The sequence below is a fragment of the Candidatus Nanopelagicales bacterium genome (assembly GCA_018003655.1).
Classification (GTDB): domain Bacteria; phylum Actinomycetota; class Actinomycetes; order S36-B12; family UBA10799; genus JAGNDY01.
On the sequence record JAGNDY010000050.1, the window covers coordinates 1 to 16,222 of the forward strand.

Consider the following 16,222-nt stretch of genomic DNA (forward strand, 5'->3'; position numbering starts at 1 on the left):
GCTGTGTGCCCGCCAGTGCATCAGCACAATGGGGACTTGCAGCGTCGCGACTTGGTCAAGCATGGCCGGATCGGCTAGGCCGCCGCTGACATCGTTGACCAACTGCGCGCCCGCGGCGACAGCCGCCACTGCCACCGTCGACCTCATCGTGTCAACGCTGATAGTCAGGCCTGCGGCAGCAAGTCCGGTAATGACCGGCACAACCCGGGCGGCCTCGGCGTCGGCGTGCGCTCGCGAGGCACCGGGCCGGGTGGATTCCCCACCGACATCGACGATGTCGGCACCTTGCCTGCTCATCTTCTTGCCATGAGCGACGGCCGCCTCGGTTTTGAGGAACTGCCCGCCATCACTGAACGAATCCGGCGTCACGTTGAGCACGCCGATGACGCAGGTGCGGTCATGGGCTGTGAGGTTGTGGAGGTCCATGAGTCGATTACCCGATCATGAGCTCATGATGAGCGACATCGCCTCAGCGCGAGTCGCGGGATCCCTGAGCTGCCCCCGGACAGAACTGGTGATCGTCTTGGCCCCCGGCTTGCGGACGCCGCGCATCGCCATGCACAGGTGTTCGGCCTCGATGACCACGATGGTTCCGCGTGGGCGCAGGATCTCCTCCATCGCGTCGGCAATCTGAGTGGTCAGCCGCTCCTGCACCTGCGGTCGCTTGGCATATACGTCAACCAGGCGTGCCAGCTTCGACAGGCCGGTGATCTTTCCGTCATCGCCGGGGATGTAGCCGACGTGAGCGCGGCCAAAGAACGGCACCAAGTGATGCTCGCACTGGCTCCACATTTCAATACCTCGAACCAGCACCAACTCGTCATGCGCCAAGTCAAAGGTCGTGGTCAGCACGTCCAACGGCTCAAGTCGCAAACCGCTGAACACCTCCGCATACATCCTGGCCACTCGCGCCGGGGTGTCCTTGAGGCCATCACGATCGGGGTCCTCGCCCACGGCGAAGAGCAGTTCTCGGATCGCGGCAGTTGCCCGCTCCATGTCGAAGTCCGGCACGCTTTCTGCCTCAACGGTTGCGAGCGATACGGGATCAATCACGGCGGCCTCTTCGGCGGTTGGGGGCTGGTAAAGCTGCGTCAGGAACCGGTCGTCGGCGGCTGCTGGGTGGGGGCTTTGTCATCCACCGCGGGAAGCATCGTCTGACCGTTGGGGGCGATCTGCTCCTCCTTCATCGGGACGTCGACGGGTCCGCGACCGGTCCGACGTCGATCCGACCCCGTCCACGCAGGTCGAGCCGACCGACGGTTCAGGTTCTTGAAGATCTCGGCGACCTCTTCCTTGTTGAGGGTCTCCTTGTCGAGCAGTTCAAGGACGAGGTTGTCGAGGACGTCGCGGTTGTTGAACAGGATGTCGTAGGCCTCCATGTGGGCTTGCTCGATCAGCGAGCGGACTTCCTCGTCAATTGCGGCAGCGATCTCTTCGGAGTAGTCGCGTTCGTGCCCGCGCTCCATCCCCAAGAAGACCTCGCCATTGTCTTTGCCATATCGAATCGCCCCAAGCCGCTCAGTCATGCCGTACTGGGTGACCATCGCGCGGGCGACCGATGTCGCCTTCTCGATGTCGTTGGCGGCACCGGTGGTCGGGTCGTGGAAGACCATCTCCTCGGCCGCTCGGCCGCCGAGCATGTAGGCGAGCTGATCGAGCATCTCGTTACGGGTCGTGGAGTACTTCTCCTTGTCGGGCAGCACCATCGTGTATCCGAGTGCACGGCCGCGGGGCAGGATGGTGATCTTGTGCACGGGGTCGCTGTTCGGCAGCGCTGCGGCGACCATGGCATGACCACCCTCGTGATAGGCGGTGATCGCCTTCTCGTGGTCGCTCATGATGCGGGTGCGCTTCTGCGGCCCAGCGACAACCCGATCGATCGCCTCGTCCAGCGCGTGGTTGTCGACCAGCACCTTCCCCATGCGGGCGGTCAGCAGCGCCGCCTCGTTGAGCACGTTGGCCAGGTCGGCACCGGTGAAGCCTGGCGTGCGTCGAGCCACTGCCATCAAGTCCACGTTGGGATCAAACGGCTTGCCTCGGGCGTGGACCTTCAGGATTTCGAAGCGACCGGTGAGGTCAGGACGATCCACGGTGATCTGGCGATCAAATCGACCTGGGCGCAAGAGCGCGGGATCGAGGATGTCCGGACGGTTGGTGGCAGCGATCAGAATGACGCCACTGGAGACGTCGAAGCCATCCATTTCGACGAGCATCTGGTTGAGGGTCTGCTCACGCTCGTCGTGCCCGCCGCCGAGGCCAGCGCCGCGGTGACGACCGACGGCGTCGATCTCGTCGATGAAGATGATCGCCGGTGCATTGGTCTTGGCCTGTTCGAACAAGTCGCGCACGCGGCTCGCGCCCACGCCGACGAACATCTCGACGAAGTCCGAGCCGGAGATCGAGTAGAACGGAACCTCCGCCTCACCGGCAACCGCCCTCGCCAGCAGGGTCTTGCCCGTTCCGGGCGGACCGTAGAGGAGGACGCCCTTGGGAATCTTTGCCCCCACCGCTTGGAACTTAGCCGGTTCCTTCAGGAATTCCTTGATCTCGACAAGCTCTTCAACTGCTTCGTCCGCGCCAGCCACGTCAGCGAAGGTGGTCTTGGGCATGTCCTTGTTGACCGCTTTGGTCTTGGCCTTACCAAAGCTCATGATCTTGGAGCCGCCACCTTGCATCTGGCTCATAAAGAAGAAGAGCAACAAGATGATGATGGCGACGGGCAGCAGCGAGACAAGCAAGGAGACGAGCAGATTGTCCTTGGGAACTTCGATGTTGTAGCCGTCGGGCAGCTGGCCGGCGTCCTTCTTGGCCTGCAACTGGTTCTGGAGCTCCACGCCTTGGCCATCGACGTACTCGGCCTGCTCTTCAGTCCCGTTTTGCAGGGTCACCTTGATGATCTGATCGCGATCAACGATCGTTGCCGACTTGGCCTGATTACCCTGAATGTCGGAGATGACCTGCCAGGTGTCGACCTTCTTGGGCGCACTGAGACTGCTGATCAGGTTTGTTCCGACCAGCACGAGCAGCACGGCGACCACGATCCACACGATCGGGCCACGGAAGATTCTCTTGAGATCCATCAAGGGACACCCTAAGCGAGAACCCGGAAGAAAGCGGCGGCGACTAGGGCTACTCGGTTACGCCCTCGGCGAGCACGTCGGCCGCGGTCAGGCTGTCACGGGTCCTACGGCAGCAGGTTGGGGTGAAGAACCCCGATGCAGCGCAGGTTTCGATACTTCTCAGCCAGGTCCATTCCATAGCCGACGACAAAGTGGTCGTCGATCTCGAAGCCGACGTACCGGACGTTGACCTCGTTGCGGACAGCTTCGGGTTTGCGCAGCAGCGTGAGCAACTGGATTGAAGCGGGCTGCCGCGCGTGCAGGCTGCGTAGGAGCCACCGCAGGGTCAAACCGGAGTCGAGCACATCCTCGACGATCAGGACGTGACGACCGGCGATGTCGGTGTCCAGATCCTTGAGAATCCGTACCACGCCACTGGAGTGTCCGGCGGCGCCATAAGAGGAGATGGCCATCCAGTCGATCTCGGCTGGGTTCGTCATCGCTCGCGAGAGGTCAGCCATCACCATCATCGCGCCCTTGAGAACACCGATGAGCAGCAGCGGTTCCCCTGCGTAATCCTGATCTACCTGAGCAGCCAACTCCGCGACCCGGGCCTGAACTTGCTCCTCGGTGAAGAGGACGTAATCGAGATCCTCGGCCAGGTCTTCGCAGTTCACTGGTGGCTCCTCGGCTCATGCGTTCGCTGATGCATCGGACCCGCCGATTGCACGGCTAGCTTGTCAGACACCCACCGCAACTGGAAATCGGCAGGCAAACGGATAGCTGCCGTAGCTGACCCTGACACCAGCAGGGCGTCGCTGCGCAACAGGTGGTCCGCCGTCAGCGAGCCCGCTGGCACCCCCGCCGCCAAGATCGCCAACCTCAGCACCCGCGTCCGGATGGCGGCGGGCAGATCGCGCAACGGTGTTGGGGCAATGGTGTCAATCAGGACCGTGGCGGACTGCCCGGCGTCCGCCTCAGCCAAGACTGCTACCCGTTGCGCGACTTCTGACTGGGTCCAGACATCGAGGGCCTCGACGTCGGCCCGAACCAGCTGAGCCGAGCGGGCGAGGTTGGTGGCGATGCTTTCTCCGAGGGCCTCCCGCAGCGCTGGCATGGCCTGGCTGCGGACTCGAACCCGAGCAAACGAATGATCGACGTTGTGCGGGTCCTCGTGCGCGATCAACCCCGCCTGCGCGACGACCTCCCGCAGTTCTTCGCGACGGACGCCCAGTAGTGGTCGGACCCACAGTCCGTCGCGAGCAACCATGCCCGCCATTGACCGTGAACCGGAACCACGGGCGAGTCCCAACAGCACGGTCTCGGCCTGGTCGTCGAGGGAATGGGCGAGCATGACGGCGCTGGCCCCCAACTCGGCGGCCGCCTCAGTCATGGCCGCACGCCGGGCGGAACGCGCCGCCGCTTCCAACCCACCGTTGCCCGGCCCGGACATCACATCCACCGTGAGCACGAGCACTGGGCTCAGTCCCATCTCCCGGCAGTGCTCAGCGGCGACCGCGGCCGTGCCAGCCGATCTGGCTTGCAGCTGATGGTCAACGATCAGGGCGCCGACCCTCGGTCCACCGAGCGCTGGCACATGTGCCGCGACCGCCGCCAACGCCAGCGAATCGGCACCGCCCGAGCAGGCCACCAGAATGAGTTCGTCGGGGCCGAACGTGCCAGTAGCCGCACGCACGTGTTCCAGCACTCGACCGCTCGTCGTGGCCGGATCAGTTGATGGAGCCTTACCCATGGACTCGGGCGACCCATTCCGTTGGCGCCGCGATCTCGGCGAGGCTCGGGAGTGCGGCCGGGGATTCCCAAATCCGGTTGAAGCCAGGCATCCCGACCTCGGCGATGACACCCCGGACAAAAACCGCTCCCTCGGCATATTGGCGCATCTTTGCGTCCATCCCGAGTGCCCGGCGGGCGATTGAATCCATCGTTCCCGGATCTTTGCGTCGAGTGTTGAATCGCGACCGGATGACTTCAACCGACGGAACAATCGCCGGTCCAACGTCATCCATTACGACGTCGGCATGACCCTCAAGCAACGTCATCAAGGCGCTGAGCCGGTCGAAGATCTCCCGCTGGGCTGGCGTCTGGACCGCGCGCAGCAGTGCCGTTGCCCCGTCCCGACCACGCAGGACAGCGACCAGCGCACCGAGGATGTCGCGCGTTCGCTTGAGCAGTTCTGATGTCGGCACGTCGGAGCCCGCGACCAACGCCTGGACCTCGCCGGCAAAGTGGTTGCTCAGCCACGGCACGGCCGTGAATTGCACTCGATGTGTCTCCTCGTGCAGGCAGACCCACATCTGGAAATCGCGCTGATCGACTTCCAGCGTCTCCGCCACCCGGACGATGTTGGGTGCCAGGAGCATCAATCGCGGTGTCGCTCCCGGTGGGGTGAGCGCCTCATATTGGCCCAGGACTTTGCCTGACAGCCACGCCAGCACGCCGCCAAGCTGCACACCGGTAAGCCGGGCACCGACCTGATTGACCGCGCCGGAACCCGCCGTCTCCCGCAGTCGAGAAAGAATTGGGGCCAGCACGTATCTGAATGCATCGATGTTGGATTCGATCCACGCCTGCCGATCGATGACGGCAGCCTGTGGGGCATCGGACGCAGTGACCATGCCGGTGCACTCGCGAACCGGCAGCACCGCTTCATCGGCGAGTGAACGCAGCTGGAGGACCGCCTCGCGCGCATCCGATAACTGGAGGTCAGGACCTTTGGGAGCCAAGCGACCACCAGTCGCCAGCGCAAGGTCCCAATCAACTACGTCCAGTGCCATGCCCTGACGCTACTTGCACCCACATTTGGCCAACGTCGCCGATGCGCCATCCCAGACCGCGGCCGCCGAATCGGCGCTGGCCACATCCGGCGACATCAGGGCGAATGCGAGCAGGGAACCATCGGCATCGGTCACCAAACCCGCCAGTGCGCTCACACCGGTCAGCGTTCCGGTCTTTGCCCGCACCACTCCCCGACCCGGCTTGGTTGCTGGTGTGCCGTAGCGAGTCGCCAACGTGCCGGTGAACCCAGCGATCGGCATCCCGTAGGCCAGCGGCCAGAGCCGTGGACTCGCGTTGCGGGCAGCAGCACTGAGCAGCTGGCCGAGTGTTCGAGCAGGCACAGCATCGTCGCGGCTGAGGCCGGAACCGTCGTGGATGGTGACCCCCGCGGTGTCGATACCCAGGTCCGTCAGCATTTTGTTGACCGCCTGAGCGCCACCTTCGAAGCTCCCGGAGCCCCCGAGTCGAACCCCAGCAAGGTGCCCAAGCACCTCCGCTGCCTCGTTGTCCGATTCGGTCAGCGTGTGGGTCACCAACTGCGACATGGGTGCCGAACTCACCTCGGCGACTTGGTTGGCGTCGGGCGGTGCCGTTGCCGCCGCGGGTGACCCCGAGACCTGCACTCCCCGGCTCGTTAAGAGACTCGCGAACCGAGCGGCGGTCGCCTGGGACGGATTTTGGTTCACCACACCGCCGATGCGCCCGCCGTCGGCCATCAACGCCGTGACCGGAGCAACCACTCCAGCGGTCGAGTAGGTCTTAGGCCACGTCGGCGACATCGTCGGTCCAGTGAAGAGGGTGTCGTCGTAGCTGAGGGTGACCGGTCCGCTGATCGGCGGGTTGGCCGACTTCACAGCCGACGCGGTTCGGCGCGCCAATGTGGACAAGGACGCGACTCGACGTTCACCGTCAGTGGTTCCGGAGACCTTGAGTAGTGGGTCACCTGCGCCGACCAGCACCAACTCGTTCGGGTTGGCAGCCTGCACGACTTTGGTGCTGATCTGCTGATCCGCGCCATACCCGGCCAAGACGGCCCCAGCAGTCAAAAGCTTGTTGGTGGATGCCGGAGTTGCCGGAGTCGATTCGTCTTGGCCGTAGAGCTGGTCGCCGCTGAGCGCATCGAACACGACGAGCCGCTGGGTCGAACCGAGCGTTCGCAAGCCCAACGCGGGAGCCAGGGCCGCCTGCAGTCCAGCGGCAGTCGGCGCATTCGTAGCAACTGGGTCCAGGGGCGGCAGCACCCGGATGTCGGTCGCGCTCGGCAGGTTCGGCGCCAGTGTTGGCGCAGCGGTCTCAGCATGGGCCGTCGCCGTGAGCGCAGCTACCAGGACCGTCGCCGTGGCGGTCATTGCCGCACCCGACCAGCCCAGCTTCACAGCTGCCCCTTTCCAACCCGCTAGCCCAGCCCGGTGGCATGTCTCGTTCGTCGGGCGTTGGGAACCAATATGCGGAACACTAAGCCAACTAGCAGCCGACGACATACACACAGGAGTAACTCGTGGAGTTCGACGTCACAATCGAGATTCCGACCGGCAGTCGGAACAAGTACGAGATCGACCATGTGTCCGGCCGTTTACGCCTCGACCGAATGCTCTTCACTGCCACGCGCTATCCACACGACTACGGCTTCGTCGACGACACGCTGGGCCAAGATGGTGACCCGCTCGATGCCTTGGTCATCGTGCAGGAACCCACCTTCCCCGGATGCCTCATTCGGGCCAGGACGGTCGGCATGTTCCGCATGACCGACGAGGCTGGCGGAGACGACAAACTCGTCTGTGTACCGGCCAATGACCCGCGCATGGAGCACATCCGCGACATCTTCCATCTACCCGAGTTCGACCGGATGGAGATCCAACACTTCTTCGAGGTGTACAAGGAGCTAGAGCCAGGTAAGTCCGTCGAGGGCGCCACCTGGGCCGGTCGAGCCGAGGCGGAGGCAGAGGTCAACGCGTCGTACAAGCGCGCCGAAGAGGCCGCTGCGGCAGAACTGGCCGAGGCAGAGGCCGAACTGGCCGAGTAGTCGCGCTTCGCCCTGATTCCCGATGGCTGCGGGCCTAGAGTGACTGGGTGCCTGGTGACGATGACGACTTGATCGTTGGCCACATCATTGTGGCCGGCCTTCACGGCATCGGCCTGCGCGTTGTGGAGCAACTACATCGCATCGGCCAGCGCATCGTGGTGATTGATGAGGGCGCGGATGACCGTTCGGTCCGACTGATCCGCGAGTGGGGTATCCGCCACATCGTTGGTAACGCACGGCGCAAGGAAGTCCTCGAGTCTGCGGGCCTTGACACCGCTGCCGCTCTGATCTGTGTTGAGCAGAACGAGCTCAACAACTTCGAGATTGCGCTACTCGCCCGCGAGCTCCGGCCCAGGACTCGGGTGATCGTTCGGTCGTCGAATGCCGCCGTGGGATCGGCCCTGGAGAAGGTGACCGGGCGAGGCACCGTGCTGAATGCGGCCGCACTGGCCGCGCCCGCATTCGTCAAGGCCGCGCTGCAGAGCAGAGACCACGACGTGTATGCGGGCTCGCAGTACTACCGAGTCGTCGAGGTCAACGCCACGCGGGAGGGGACCCTGCGGGAGATCTACGGCGACCTTGCGCCGATCTCAATCATCCCGCCGGATGGCGAACCGAGACTCTGCCCCGACCGCGACCAGGTCATCCGCCTTGGCGAACGCGTGGCGCTGCTTGGAACGGCCGAGGAACTCAAGAGCGAGGGATTGCTTCCCGACGGGAAGCAACGGTCGCGCAGGGCCGTCGGTGCGCGCTACCAGCGCGACCACTTGGTTAACCCAAGGTCGGGGTCCATCCGGGCGCTGTGGCACACCATCACCTTCGGTGCGGACCGTGCGCTCAAGACGACAGTGATGCTGGTCGTCTTGCTAACGATTACCGCCACCATCGTCATCGACATCGGATACGTCAACTACGGGCCCCGCAAAATGGACCTGGTCGATTCGATCTACACGACGATCCAGACCCTGGTCACGGTCGGCTACGGAGACTTTCCTTTCGGCGATCAGCCGACCTACCTGAGAATCTTCGACATCGCGCTGATGCTCATCGGCACCGCGCTGATCGCTGTCCTCTTCGCCCAACTGACCGATCTGTTGGTTAGCCGACGAATCGCGGCCAGCTTCGGTTCGCAGCGAGCCGCGACCCTGCGTGATCACGTGATAGTCGTCGGTCTCGGGTCGGTAGGTACCAGCGTCGCGGCGGACCTACTCAGCGAAGGTCGCCAGGTTGCCGTGATCGAGCCCGAGCCTGAAGCGCGCTTCCTCAGCCGGGCGCGAGCGATGAACGTTCCGGTCGTGGTCGGAGCGACGACCGACCCGGACACCTTTGCCGCGGCCAACCTCTCGGCGGCCTCCGCTGTGGCCATCGTGACCAGCGACGACTTCGCCAACATCGAGACCGGATTGGCGGTCTTGGATTTCTTAGGCGACCGACGCGACACCGTTCCGACTGTCTTGCGGCTATTCGATCGACAACTCTCGACCACGGTCGAGCGCACGTTCGGCTTCAAGGAGGTGCGTTCCACTGCTGCTCTGGCCGCACCTTGGTTCGTGGCGGCGGCCCTCGGACTCGAAGTGTTCTCTGCATTCACTGTCGCGAATCACACCATGCTGGTCGGACGACTGACCGTCACTCCCGACGGTGGGTTGGTCGGTGTTGTCAGAGCGGATCTGGACGCGCAAATCCGAGTGATCGCGATAAGACGGGTGGACTCACCCGACGACTTTGAGAACCCACCGCGCCGGGACGTCGCTTTTGCGGCGGGTGACCTGGTGTACATCGTCGGCCAGGACGAGGAACTGATCCACGTGCTGATGCAAAACCACGGGGACATCGATACCGACAAGCAGTTGTAGCTGTCGACTAATTGCGCAGCGAATCAGCAGGCTCCCCCGCGCAGGTGTCCGGGTCGGCGCGGCTGACCGACACTTCATAGTTTTGTTCGCTGCCAGCCGTGATTGCCAAGTATGACGTAACCCCTTCGATGACTTTGACAAGACAACCGGCGCTCGGGCCATCGGTGGATTCCTGCCAATCGTTCATCCCGGCCGCCAGCTGCAGTCCAGTGAGAACCTGCTCATCTGAGTCCTGCGTAGCGAAGCCCATAGCTGCACTGACCTCCGGGGTATCCGGCCCCAGATTCCCCAACACAGGGAACTCATAACAGCTCAGAACCGCCGTGCGCGTGACGGCGGTTGCCCCATCCGGCGGCTGCATCACCGGCTCTGCGGTCACGATCTGCATCCACTGCGGTGCCCCGGGTGCACACACCGAGTCGTTGCCGCTGGCGATTTGGTCACCGTCGGCTGGCCACACAAGAAACAGAGCCACGAGAAGGATCGCGACTGCGGCCGGAAGCCCTAGCCGCACGGCCAGCCTGCGTGGATTGGCTGGTCCTCTGCCGGGGTGCATCCGGCTAACGGTAGTCGTCAATCCTGGACTGGTCGCCGAAGCGCCTTGGTCTGTCCACGCTTCTTCTTGCTGCTGATCCGACGCTCGCGGGCTCCTCGGGAGGGCTTGGTCGGCCGCCGCTTCGGGGGTGGGGCTGCGATGGCTGAGGCGAGCAGTTCGCTGAGACGCTTGCGGGCCGCGAGCCGGTTGAGGTACTGGGAGCGTTGCGCTTCCGCGTGGACCGTGATGACTCCGTCAATGAGTCGCGCTTGCAAGCGTCGCAGGGCCCGCTGCCGAAGGTACGGGTCGAGTGACTCGGTTTTCGCAAGGTCGAATGACAGCGAGACCCGACTGTCGCTGGTATTGACCGATTGGCCGCCGGGACCTGACGATCGCGAGAACTGCCAGTGCAATTCACGGGCAGCGATGACGACGTCGCCGCCGCCGACGACGACGAGCAGATCCTCAGCCATGGTCGCAAGTATGGAGCCAGCGCTATTGGCTAGCAGGATTGGAAGTAGTAACCCGCTCGACCACGTTGGCGGACCTCCCGATCACGGCGGATGATCGAGATCTGCGACCCGCGAGCCTGGCACGCCCGGACGAAGACCGCCCCTGGGTAGTCGGTGTACTCGATCTCAATAACGTGGCGGCCGTACACGGCCTGGTAACGACCGCACTCGCGGTATCGCTCGCACTCCTCGGCGATAGCGAAGTCGAATCCGGCCACATCGCGTCCACGGCGACCCAGCTCAACCGCATTCTTCTGTCCTGCGGCGAGCCCGACCCGGTGGGCGTGCCGGACAAGCAGGCGAGCCAACTTGAGGTTGTCGGCCAGGCGCAGCTGCCCTCGGCTACGGACGTTGGAATCCAGGTTGTCGAATTCCACGGCACGGAAGCCCTTGCTCGCGCAGCGACCAACCCACCGATTGACGACTGCCGCGATGCCGCGCCGTTGTCGGCCGGACGACGTGTCCAGCAGTACCTCATTCCAGCCGGTGTCCTTGACCAGTTTGCCCCGCTTGCGCAGCAGCAGGCCACGATGGTGGCGCTTCCACCACCTCAGCTCCTCGGGCTGGGCCTGGAAGGCGTTGACGTAGCAAACGTTGTACTTGCCCTGAGCTGGCCGAGCGCGCCGGTCGCGATCGACCACCGTTACCGCGGGAGCAGGCTGATAGCTGCCGCCGATCTGGTAGTCGAACGCCGCATTGACCGGCGGTGCGGCAACGGTGGCGGACGCGGACGCGGGTGCGGAGAAGCCGGCAGCCGTCACCACGACGGTCGCGATCATGGACACGGCGACCCACTTGGGCTGGAGCCGCCGGTGACTGGCCGACATGTACCCAGGCTAGGCCGAAATCCGCGCAAACATGTCGCTGGATTCACTCCGTCGGTCACAAACGGGGAGATACTGCCTGCATGCGATTGAGCGATGCGGCGGAGCGCGCCCAACTCCTCGGGGATTTGACGCGCAATCAGGCGAGTCGCCAATTGCTGCGGATCGAGTCGGTAGCCGAGCTGTACTTCGGCCTGATGGAGTTGCGGTCTCCGGCCAGGGCCAAGGCGGCAAGACGAGCGATGAAGAACCAGCGGGTCAACGAGTTCTACTGGCAGTGGCGCGATCGTAAACTTCGCCGTTCACGAACCCGTCGTGGCCGCACGATCATGGTCCGCAGCCGACGTATCCGGCCCCGGCAACCCGTTGACGGCCCAGGCGTCGGCCAACCGCGAGACAGCTACGGAGATCATTGGCTGGACTCCCCCTGAACTCGGCCGACCGCCAAACCCGCAAGCGGTGCGGGCGAGCAGGCCTAGTCCAGCAGTTGGGATTCCAGTGCGCCGAGGTCGTTGGCGGTCAGACCCAATCCATCCTCGAAGTAGCGTCCAACGTCGCCGTAGGAACTCACCATCGAATCCATTGCAGCCTCCAGGTACTCGGCCCGGACTTGGACTAATGCCCTGATGGCGGCGACCTCAATGCCGAGAGCACCGAACTTGTCGACCAATGGATCGAACTCGGCCGCGATCTTGTCGTTGCTGGCGAGGTAGCCGTCGATGATGTCGCGTTCGCTGACGCCGGCAAACAGTTGCAGCATCGCGGCCGCCCAGCCGGTGCGATCCTTTCCGGCTGTGCAATGGACGATCAACGGCTCATCGGCGTGAGCCACTGCCGACACGAAGGTGCGGTACGCGAGCTGCGCGGATTCCAGCAGCACAAACCCCTGATAGGAGCCAATCATCAACTCAGCGGCACGGCCGCCACCGAAAGCCGCGTTGATGGCGTCGACCGGCACAGTGCTGGGGGCGCTGTTGGCAAGTTCCGCCAGGCTGGCCGCGCCACTGCCGGGGTTGTCGGCAAGCACATCGGCGATCTGAACCCGAACCGAGGTCGGCAGCGAATCGGGCCGCGCCAACCGTTCAGCGTGGGTTCGAAGATCGACGGCCTGTCCGATGCCCAGTGCTGCAATCGCCTGGCGAGGGGCTGCGGCCAAATCGGCTAGCTGTCCGGAACGGAAGACGAATCCCCGCCGGAACGTGCGTCCCTTGCCAGCCGCCAGGCCACCGGCGTCGCGGAAGTTGGGTACTGCAACGAGTAGGTCCGCGAGGTCTTGCTCGGCCACTGCTACAACTTCGGACCGTAGTCCACCATTAGACCCACGCTGATCACTCGACACTGGGCGCACTCCTTGCTGGACACCTGTCATTCACCCTATTCGACATCGACCTTTCGCAACCGGGACGGCTGACCGTCTGGCGTGCGAAGTCCACTCTTCCGCGCGTACTATCCCGCCATGCTCACCATCGGATCCTGGGGCAAACTCAGGGGCGCGCTGTCTGTCCTTCTCTCGCTCGCGATCGCTGCCGCCGCCTTGGTCGCCGTCGCCATCGGGTCGGTCGCGACTGCAGCACCTGCCAGCGCCGCACCGACGGACCCGACTGACTACTCGGTCACCCTGGTCGCGCGTTACTGCTCGGACACTTCAGGGGCGACGACCACGTGGCCGAATGTGCGGGCGAACCGTGCCCGCAACAACATCCAGGAGACGTTGAAGAACCTGGGGCCCGACACGAACTACAGCAACAACATGATCCCCCCGGTCAATCCGGACAAAGAAGAGGCTGCGATTACCGGCCAGCTGCCGTGCACCCCGTTCGTCGGCATGCCACTGACGTTCGGATCAAATATCGATGGAAAGTCCCCACTGCCGGCAGCACCCTCGCCCTACCTCAGCCGAGTGGGCGGAAACGTCACTGGGGTCAACGCCACCAACACCACGACAGCATCCGTTCCGCGCCTTGACGACTCGGGAAACCCAGTCGGGACGCAGACGATCGCCGGCGCTGTCACCGTGCAGTTGAATCAAGCACAGCTTGATCAGGCCCGCAAGAACTCCCTGTGGACGATGGGTGGCACTCGGGCGGACTCGCTGCCCGCAGCTGGACCCTTTGCTAACCCGGCCGACTACAACTTCGCCGCGCTGCGGTGTAACACCGACGCACTCAACGGCGACAATGTGGAATACGTCGGATTCCGCAGCGGTCAGAAGCACGCCTTCTGCTACGCCTGGTACATCGGTGACCCCGTTGCTCCCCCACCCGTTCCGGGCACCATCACCATCAAGAAGTCCGCACCGGAGGCGACCAACCAGTCATTCGGATTCCAGGGTGACGTCTCATTCAACCCCGGCGGCACGTTCACGATGCGCGACAGCGGCTCCTACCCCGGTGACGTCTTCTCCGAGACGCGAGCGCCGGGTGCGTGGTTCGTCCGGGAGACAACGCTGCCGAATGGCTGGAACCTGACTGGGATCAGCTGTGTCGATGGCTCCGGGTCCAGTACCGTCGTTGACCTGGGGAACAAACGGGTTGATATCACGCTGGCCGCAGGATCGAACGTCACGTGCACGTTCGCCAATGATCTGGCGCCACCGCCAGCAAGCAACCTGCGCATCGCCAAGGTGTCGTACGGTTCGACTGGGACATTTCCGTTCGAACTCAGCGGCCCGACCGGTGGTGGAACGACCAGCCTGACGACGACTAACGACCACGGCGAAGATCCCGACAGCCACCTCTTCACTGGCATTACCAGCGGCACCTACACCATGTCCGAGACGCTGCCGGCCCCGTCAGCCGCGGGGAAATGGGCAGTCCGATCGGTCCTCTGCGTCGACGACAACGGCACCGAAGTGCCGACCACGGGAACGGGCACCTCCCGAAGCATCGTCGTCAACGTGGTCGGCGCCGGTGTTCCCGAGATCACCTGCACCTGGGCCAATGAGTTCACCCCCCTGGCTTCCCTCAAGATCCGGGCCAAGACGATCGGCGGTGACAACGCGGCCATCAACTACCTCACGACGGTCCAGGATCCGACCACCAAGGAATGTGACCCCAGCGCTGGGTTGTATGACCAGAACGCCGACACGACCGGCGGCCCAGGTTTCCACGAAGCGACGCCCGTCACTCCGGCCGATTCGATGATTGACCAACCGATTCAGACGTACTGCATCGGCGGTACCCGACCGACCGCGGGCGTTGACCCCAGTTGGGTGACCAAATCCGTCGATTGCGGCCCTGACAGTGCGATCGACTTCAACGCACCCTTCGGCACCAGCACCTTCTTCACCTTTGCGGTGGTGCAGGCGAAGTCCGGCCAAACCGTCACCTGCGATTTCACCTACGTCAAGCGTGCTGCGCTGAAGCTGACCAAGGACGTTCTCTCCGGCAACGGTTTGAGATCCGGGGACGTGAAGATTGAACTGATGTGCGACAACGCGCCGCTGAACCCGCTACTTGGCTGGCCCAAGGTGCTGACGGTTCCGGTCAATCAGACCACTGGTGAGATCGCCGACATCTACGTCGACGGCGTTGATAACGACGGCACGGATACATGCCACGCGACTGAGTTGGAGAACGGCTCCGGCGGTGCACAACCCCAGGCAGAGATCACACCGTTCTGGCGAGGCAGCGCCTGGAATTCGGGGACGCGCTCACTAGAGAACCAAAAGACCGCAACGTTGTCCGGGACAAGAGCGTCGAACAACAAGCCGGTCACGATCACCCTTGATTCGGGCAAGTGCACCCTCGACGGCACGACTCTCATCGCCAAGGCGGGAAGTGGAAAATGCGAGTTGGGCTACAGCGCGGAGGGCAACCCGGGCGTGGTCAGCGCCACTACCCGCTGGTCGCTAACCAACGCTGCGTCCTCCGGCGAGGGCACCGAGACCGGTGACTTTGCGGTTGTCCCCGGCCAAGATCGCACGATCGGCTTCACCGACGACTACACCCAGGATGCGACGATCATCACGGCCAACCGCACGGTCGACCTGCTCAAGGGCACTCAGACGGTGAACTGCACCCGCAAGCCAGTGGCTGGTGGCAAGGTCATCGACTGCGGGCCCAAGACCGAACAAGGCCAGAAGATCAAATGGAAGGTGTCATGCCGACCGCTGGGCCAAGCCAAGCGCGGTGACCTTGCCTACTGCAAGGTCAAGGTGAACGCCGACGGCAAGGTCAAGGTCAAGGCAGTGGGCAAACGCGGAGCGCTGGTCAAGCTGACAGCGACGGCTAAGGGCAACGCCAACTACCGGCCGTGGACCAAGACTTGGACGTGGCGGGTCAAACCCACAAAGCGGTAGGCGTCACGCAGCGGTCGCTAAGGATCGGGGCACATCGCCATACTGGCGTGGCCATTGGGAACTGCGCGTCGTGAGGGGTGAGTTGATGTGAGTCAGTTGGTCGACATCACCCTATTCGCGGCACTGCTGGTAGCAGCGATCTCCTTGGTCCTCGGGATGGCCAAGGCAAGTGCGGTACCGCGGCTTCGCGTCAGCTACCGCGCCGACGGCAAGTGGCACGTGACCGGCCGCGACTTCATTCAGTACCTAGTTTCGATTGTGCCGCTGCTGTATCTGTGGAGCAGCATCCTGCTCTTCACAGGCCTGCTCATCCCCAA

General features: G+C 63.7%; 16 protein-coding genes. 5 read left to right on the plus strand and 11 right to left on the minus strand.

The window, feature by feature from the left end; all coding sequences use genetic code 11:
* The 7 genes from KAZ48_07810 to dacB all read right to left on the minus strand — a co-directional run.
* On the minus strand, positions 1-426 hold a 426-nt coding region (locus KAZ48_07810), incomplete at its 3' end, for a dihydropteroate synthase (GenBank protein ID MBP7972691.1).
* 15 nt (positions 427-441) lie between these two features.
* A complete protein-coding gene (gene folE / locus KAZ48_07815; protein ID MBP7972692.1) occupies positions 442-996 on the minus strand; it encodes a GTP cyclohydrolase I FolE in 555 nt (184 codons plus the stop codon).
* Positions 997-1,091: 95 nt separating this feature from the next.
* Positions 1,092-3,080, minus strand: coding sequence for an ATP-dependent zinc metalloprotease FtsH (gene ftsH, locus KAZ48_07820; GenBank protein MBP7972693.1), 1,989 nt, complete (start codon positions 3,078-3,080; stop codon positions 1,092-1,094).
* 104 nt (positions 3,081-3,184) lie between these two features.
* Positions 3,185-3,736, minus strand: coding sequence for a hypoxanthine phosphoribosyltransferase (gene hpt, locus KAZ48_07825; protein MBP7972694.1), 552 nt, complete (start codon positions 3,734-3,736; stop codon positions 3,185-3,187).
* Positions 3,733-4,812, minus strand: coding sequence for a tRNA lysidine(34) synthetase TilS (gene tilS / locus KAZ48_07830; GenBank protein MBP7972695.1), 1,080 nt, complete (start codon positions 4,810-4,812; stop codon positions 3,733-3,735). The genes hpt and tilS overlap by 4 nt, the downstream gene beginning before the upstream one ends.
* The gene (locus KAZ48_07835) at positions 4,805-5,854 is read right to left on the minus strand and encodes a zinc-dependent metalloprotease (GenBank protein ID MBP7972696.1); all 1,050 of its coding nucleotides are present in this window, start codon (positions 5,852-5,854) and stop codon (positions 4,805-4,807) included. Before KAZ48_07835 ends, tilS begins: the two co-directional genes overlap by 8 nt.
* Before the next feature lie 9 nt (positions 5,855-5,863).
* On the minus strand, positions 5,864-7,204 hold the full coding sequence (dacB, locus tag KAZ48_07840) for a D-alanyl-D-alanine carboxypeptidase/D-alanyl-D-alanine-endopeptidase (GenBank protein ID MBP7972697.1): 1,341 nt from the start codon (positions 7,202-7,204) through the stop codon (positions 5,864-5,866).
* Positions 7,205-7,353: 149 nt separating this feature from the next.
* Between dacB and KAZ48_07845 the strand changes: the two genes are divergently transcribed.
* Both KAZ48_07845 and KAZ48_07850 read left to right on the plus strand, forming a co-directional pair.
* Positions 7,354-7,878 (plus strand): inorganic diphosphatase, encoded by a 525-nt coding sequence (locus KAZ48_07845; protein ID MBP7972698.1) that lies wholly within the window; start codon positions 7,354-7,356, stop codon positions 7,876-7,878.
* 47 nt (positions 7,879-7,925) lie between these two features.
* A complete protein-coding gene (locus KAZ48_07850; GenBank protein MBP7972699.1) occupies positions 7,926-9,734 on the plus strand; it encodes an NAD-binding protein in 1,809 nt (602 codons plus the stop codon).
* A gap of 7 nt (positions 9,735-9,741) precedes the next feature.
* Here the strand turns inward: KAZ48_07850 and KAZ48_07855 are convergent, their stop codons facing one another.
* The 3 genes from KAZ48_07855 to KAZ48_07865 are packed head-to-tail and all read right to left on the minus strand — an operon-like array spanning position 9,742 to position 11,608.
* Positions 9,742-10,290: a hypothetical protein gene (locus KAZ48_07855; protein MBP7972700.1), complete on the minus strand. Its 549-nt coding sequence runs from the start codon at positions 10,288-10,290 to the stop codon at positions 9,742-9,744.
* A gap of 17 nt (positions 10,291-10,307) precedes the next feature.
* Positions 10,308-10,742 (minus strand): aminoacyl-tRNA hydrolase, encoded by a 435-nt coding sequence (gene arfB, locus KAZ48_07860; protein MBP7972701.1) that lies wholly within the window; start codon positions 10,740-10,742, stop codon positions 10,308-10,310.
* Positions 10,743-10,771: 29 nt separating this feature from the next.
* Entirely contained in the window at positions 10,772-11,608 is an 837-nt protein-coding gene (locus KAZ48_07865) for an endo alpha-1,4 polygalactosaminidase (protein ID MBP7972702.1), read from the minus strand.
* A gap of 80 nt (positions 11,609-11,688) precedes the next feature.
* On the opposite strand from KAZ48_07865, the gene KAZ48_07870 reads away from it, so the two are divergent.
* On the plus strand, positions 11,689-12,036 hold the full coding sequence (locus KAZ48_07870; GenBank protein ID MBP7972703.1) for a hypothetical protein: 348 nt from the start codon (positions 11,689-11,691) through the stop codon (positions 12,034-12,036).
* A gap of 44 nt (positions 12,037-12,080) precedes the next feature.
* Here the strand turns inward: KAZ48_07870 and KAZ48_07875 are convergent, their stop codons facing one another.
* A complete protein-coding gene (locus KAZ48_07875; GenBank protein MBP7972704.1) occupies positions 12,081-12,890 on the minus strand; it encodes a tyrosine-protein phosphatase in 810 nt (269 codons plus the stop codon).
* Positions 12,891-13,061: 171 nt separating this feature from the next.
* On the opposite strand from KAZ48_07875, the gene KAZ48_07880 reads away from it, so the two are divergent.
* Both KAZ48_07880 and KAZ48_07885 read left to right on the plus strand, forming a co-directional pair.
* Positions 13,062-15,905: a hypothetical protein gene (locus KAZ48_07880; GenBank protein MBP7972705.1), complete on the plus strand. Its 2,844-nt coding sequence runs from the start codon at positions 13,062-13,064 to the stop codon at positions 15,903-15,905.
* An 87-nt stretch (positions 15,906-15,992) separates the two neighbouring features.
* Positions 15,993-16,222, plus strand: a 230-nt coding sequence (locus tag KAZ48_07885; GenBank protein MBP7972706.1) for a hypothetical protein, incomplete at its 3' end; no start/stop codon positions are given.

Excerpts from the sequence above, each read along its gene's own strand:
- folE (MBP7972692.1), bottom strand. The coding sequence starts at position 996 with ATGGAGCGGGCAACTGCCGCGATCCGAGAACTGCTCTTCGCCGTGGGC.
- ftsH (MBP7972693.1), bottom strand. The coding sequence starts at position 3,080 with ATGGATCTCAAGAGAATCTTCCGTGGCCCGATCGTGTGGATCGTGGTC.
- tilS (MBP7972695.1), bottom strand. The coding sequence starts at position 4,812 with ATGGGTAAGGCTCCATCAACTGATCCGGCCACGACGAGCGGTCGAGTG.
- KAZ48_07835 (MBP7972696.1), bottom strand. The coding sequence starts at position 5,854 with ATGGCACTGGACGTAGTTGATTGGGACCTTGCGCTGGCGACTGGTGGT.
- dacB (MBP7972697.1), bottom strand. The coding sequence starts at position 7,204 with ATGACCGCCACGGCGACGGTCCTGGTAGCTGCGCTCACGGCGACGGCC.
- KAZ48_07855 (MBP7972700.1), bottom strand. The coding sequence starts at position 10,290 with ATGCACCCCGGCAGAGGACCAGCCAATCCACGCAGGCTGGCCGTGCGG.
- arfB (MBP7972701.1), bottom strand. The coding sequence starts at position 10,742 with ATGGCTGAGGATCTGCTCGTCGTCGTCGGCGGCGGCGACGTCGTCATC.
- KAZ48_07865 (MBP7972702.1), bottom strand. The coding sequence starts at position 11,608 with ATGTCGGCCAGTCACCGGCGGCTCCAGCCCAAGTGGGTCGCCGTGTCC.
- KAZ48_07870 (MBP7972703.1), top strand. The coding sequence starts at position 11,689 with ATGCGATTGAGCGATGCGGCGGAGCGCGCCCAACTCCTCGGGGATTTG.
- KAZ48_07880 (MBP7972705.1), top strand. The coding sequence starts at position 13,062 with ATGCTCACCATCGGATCCTGGGGCAAACTCAGGGGCGCGCTGTCTGTC.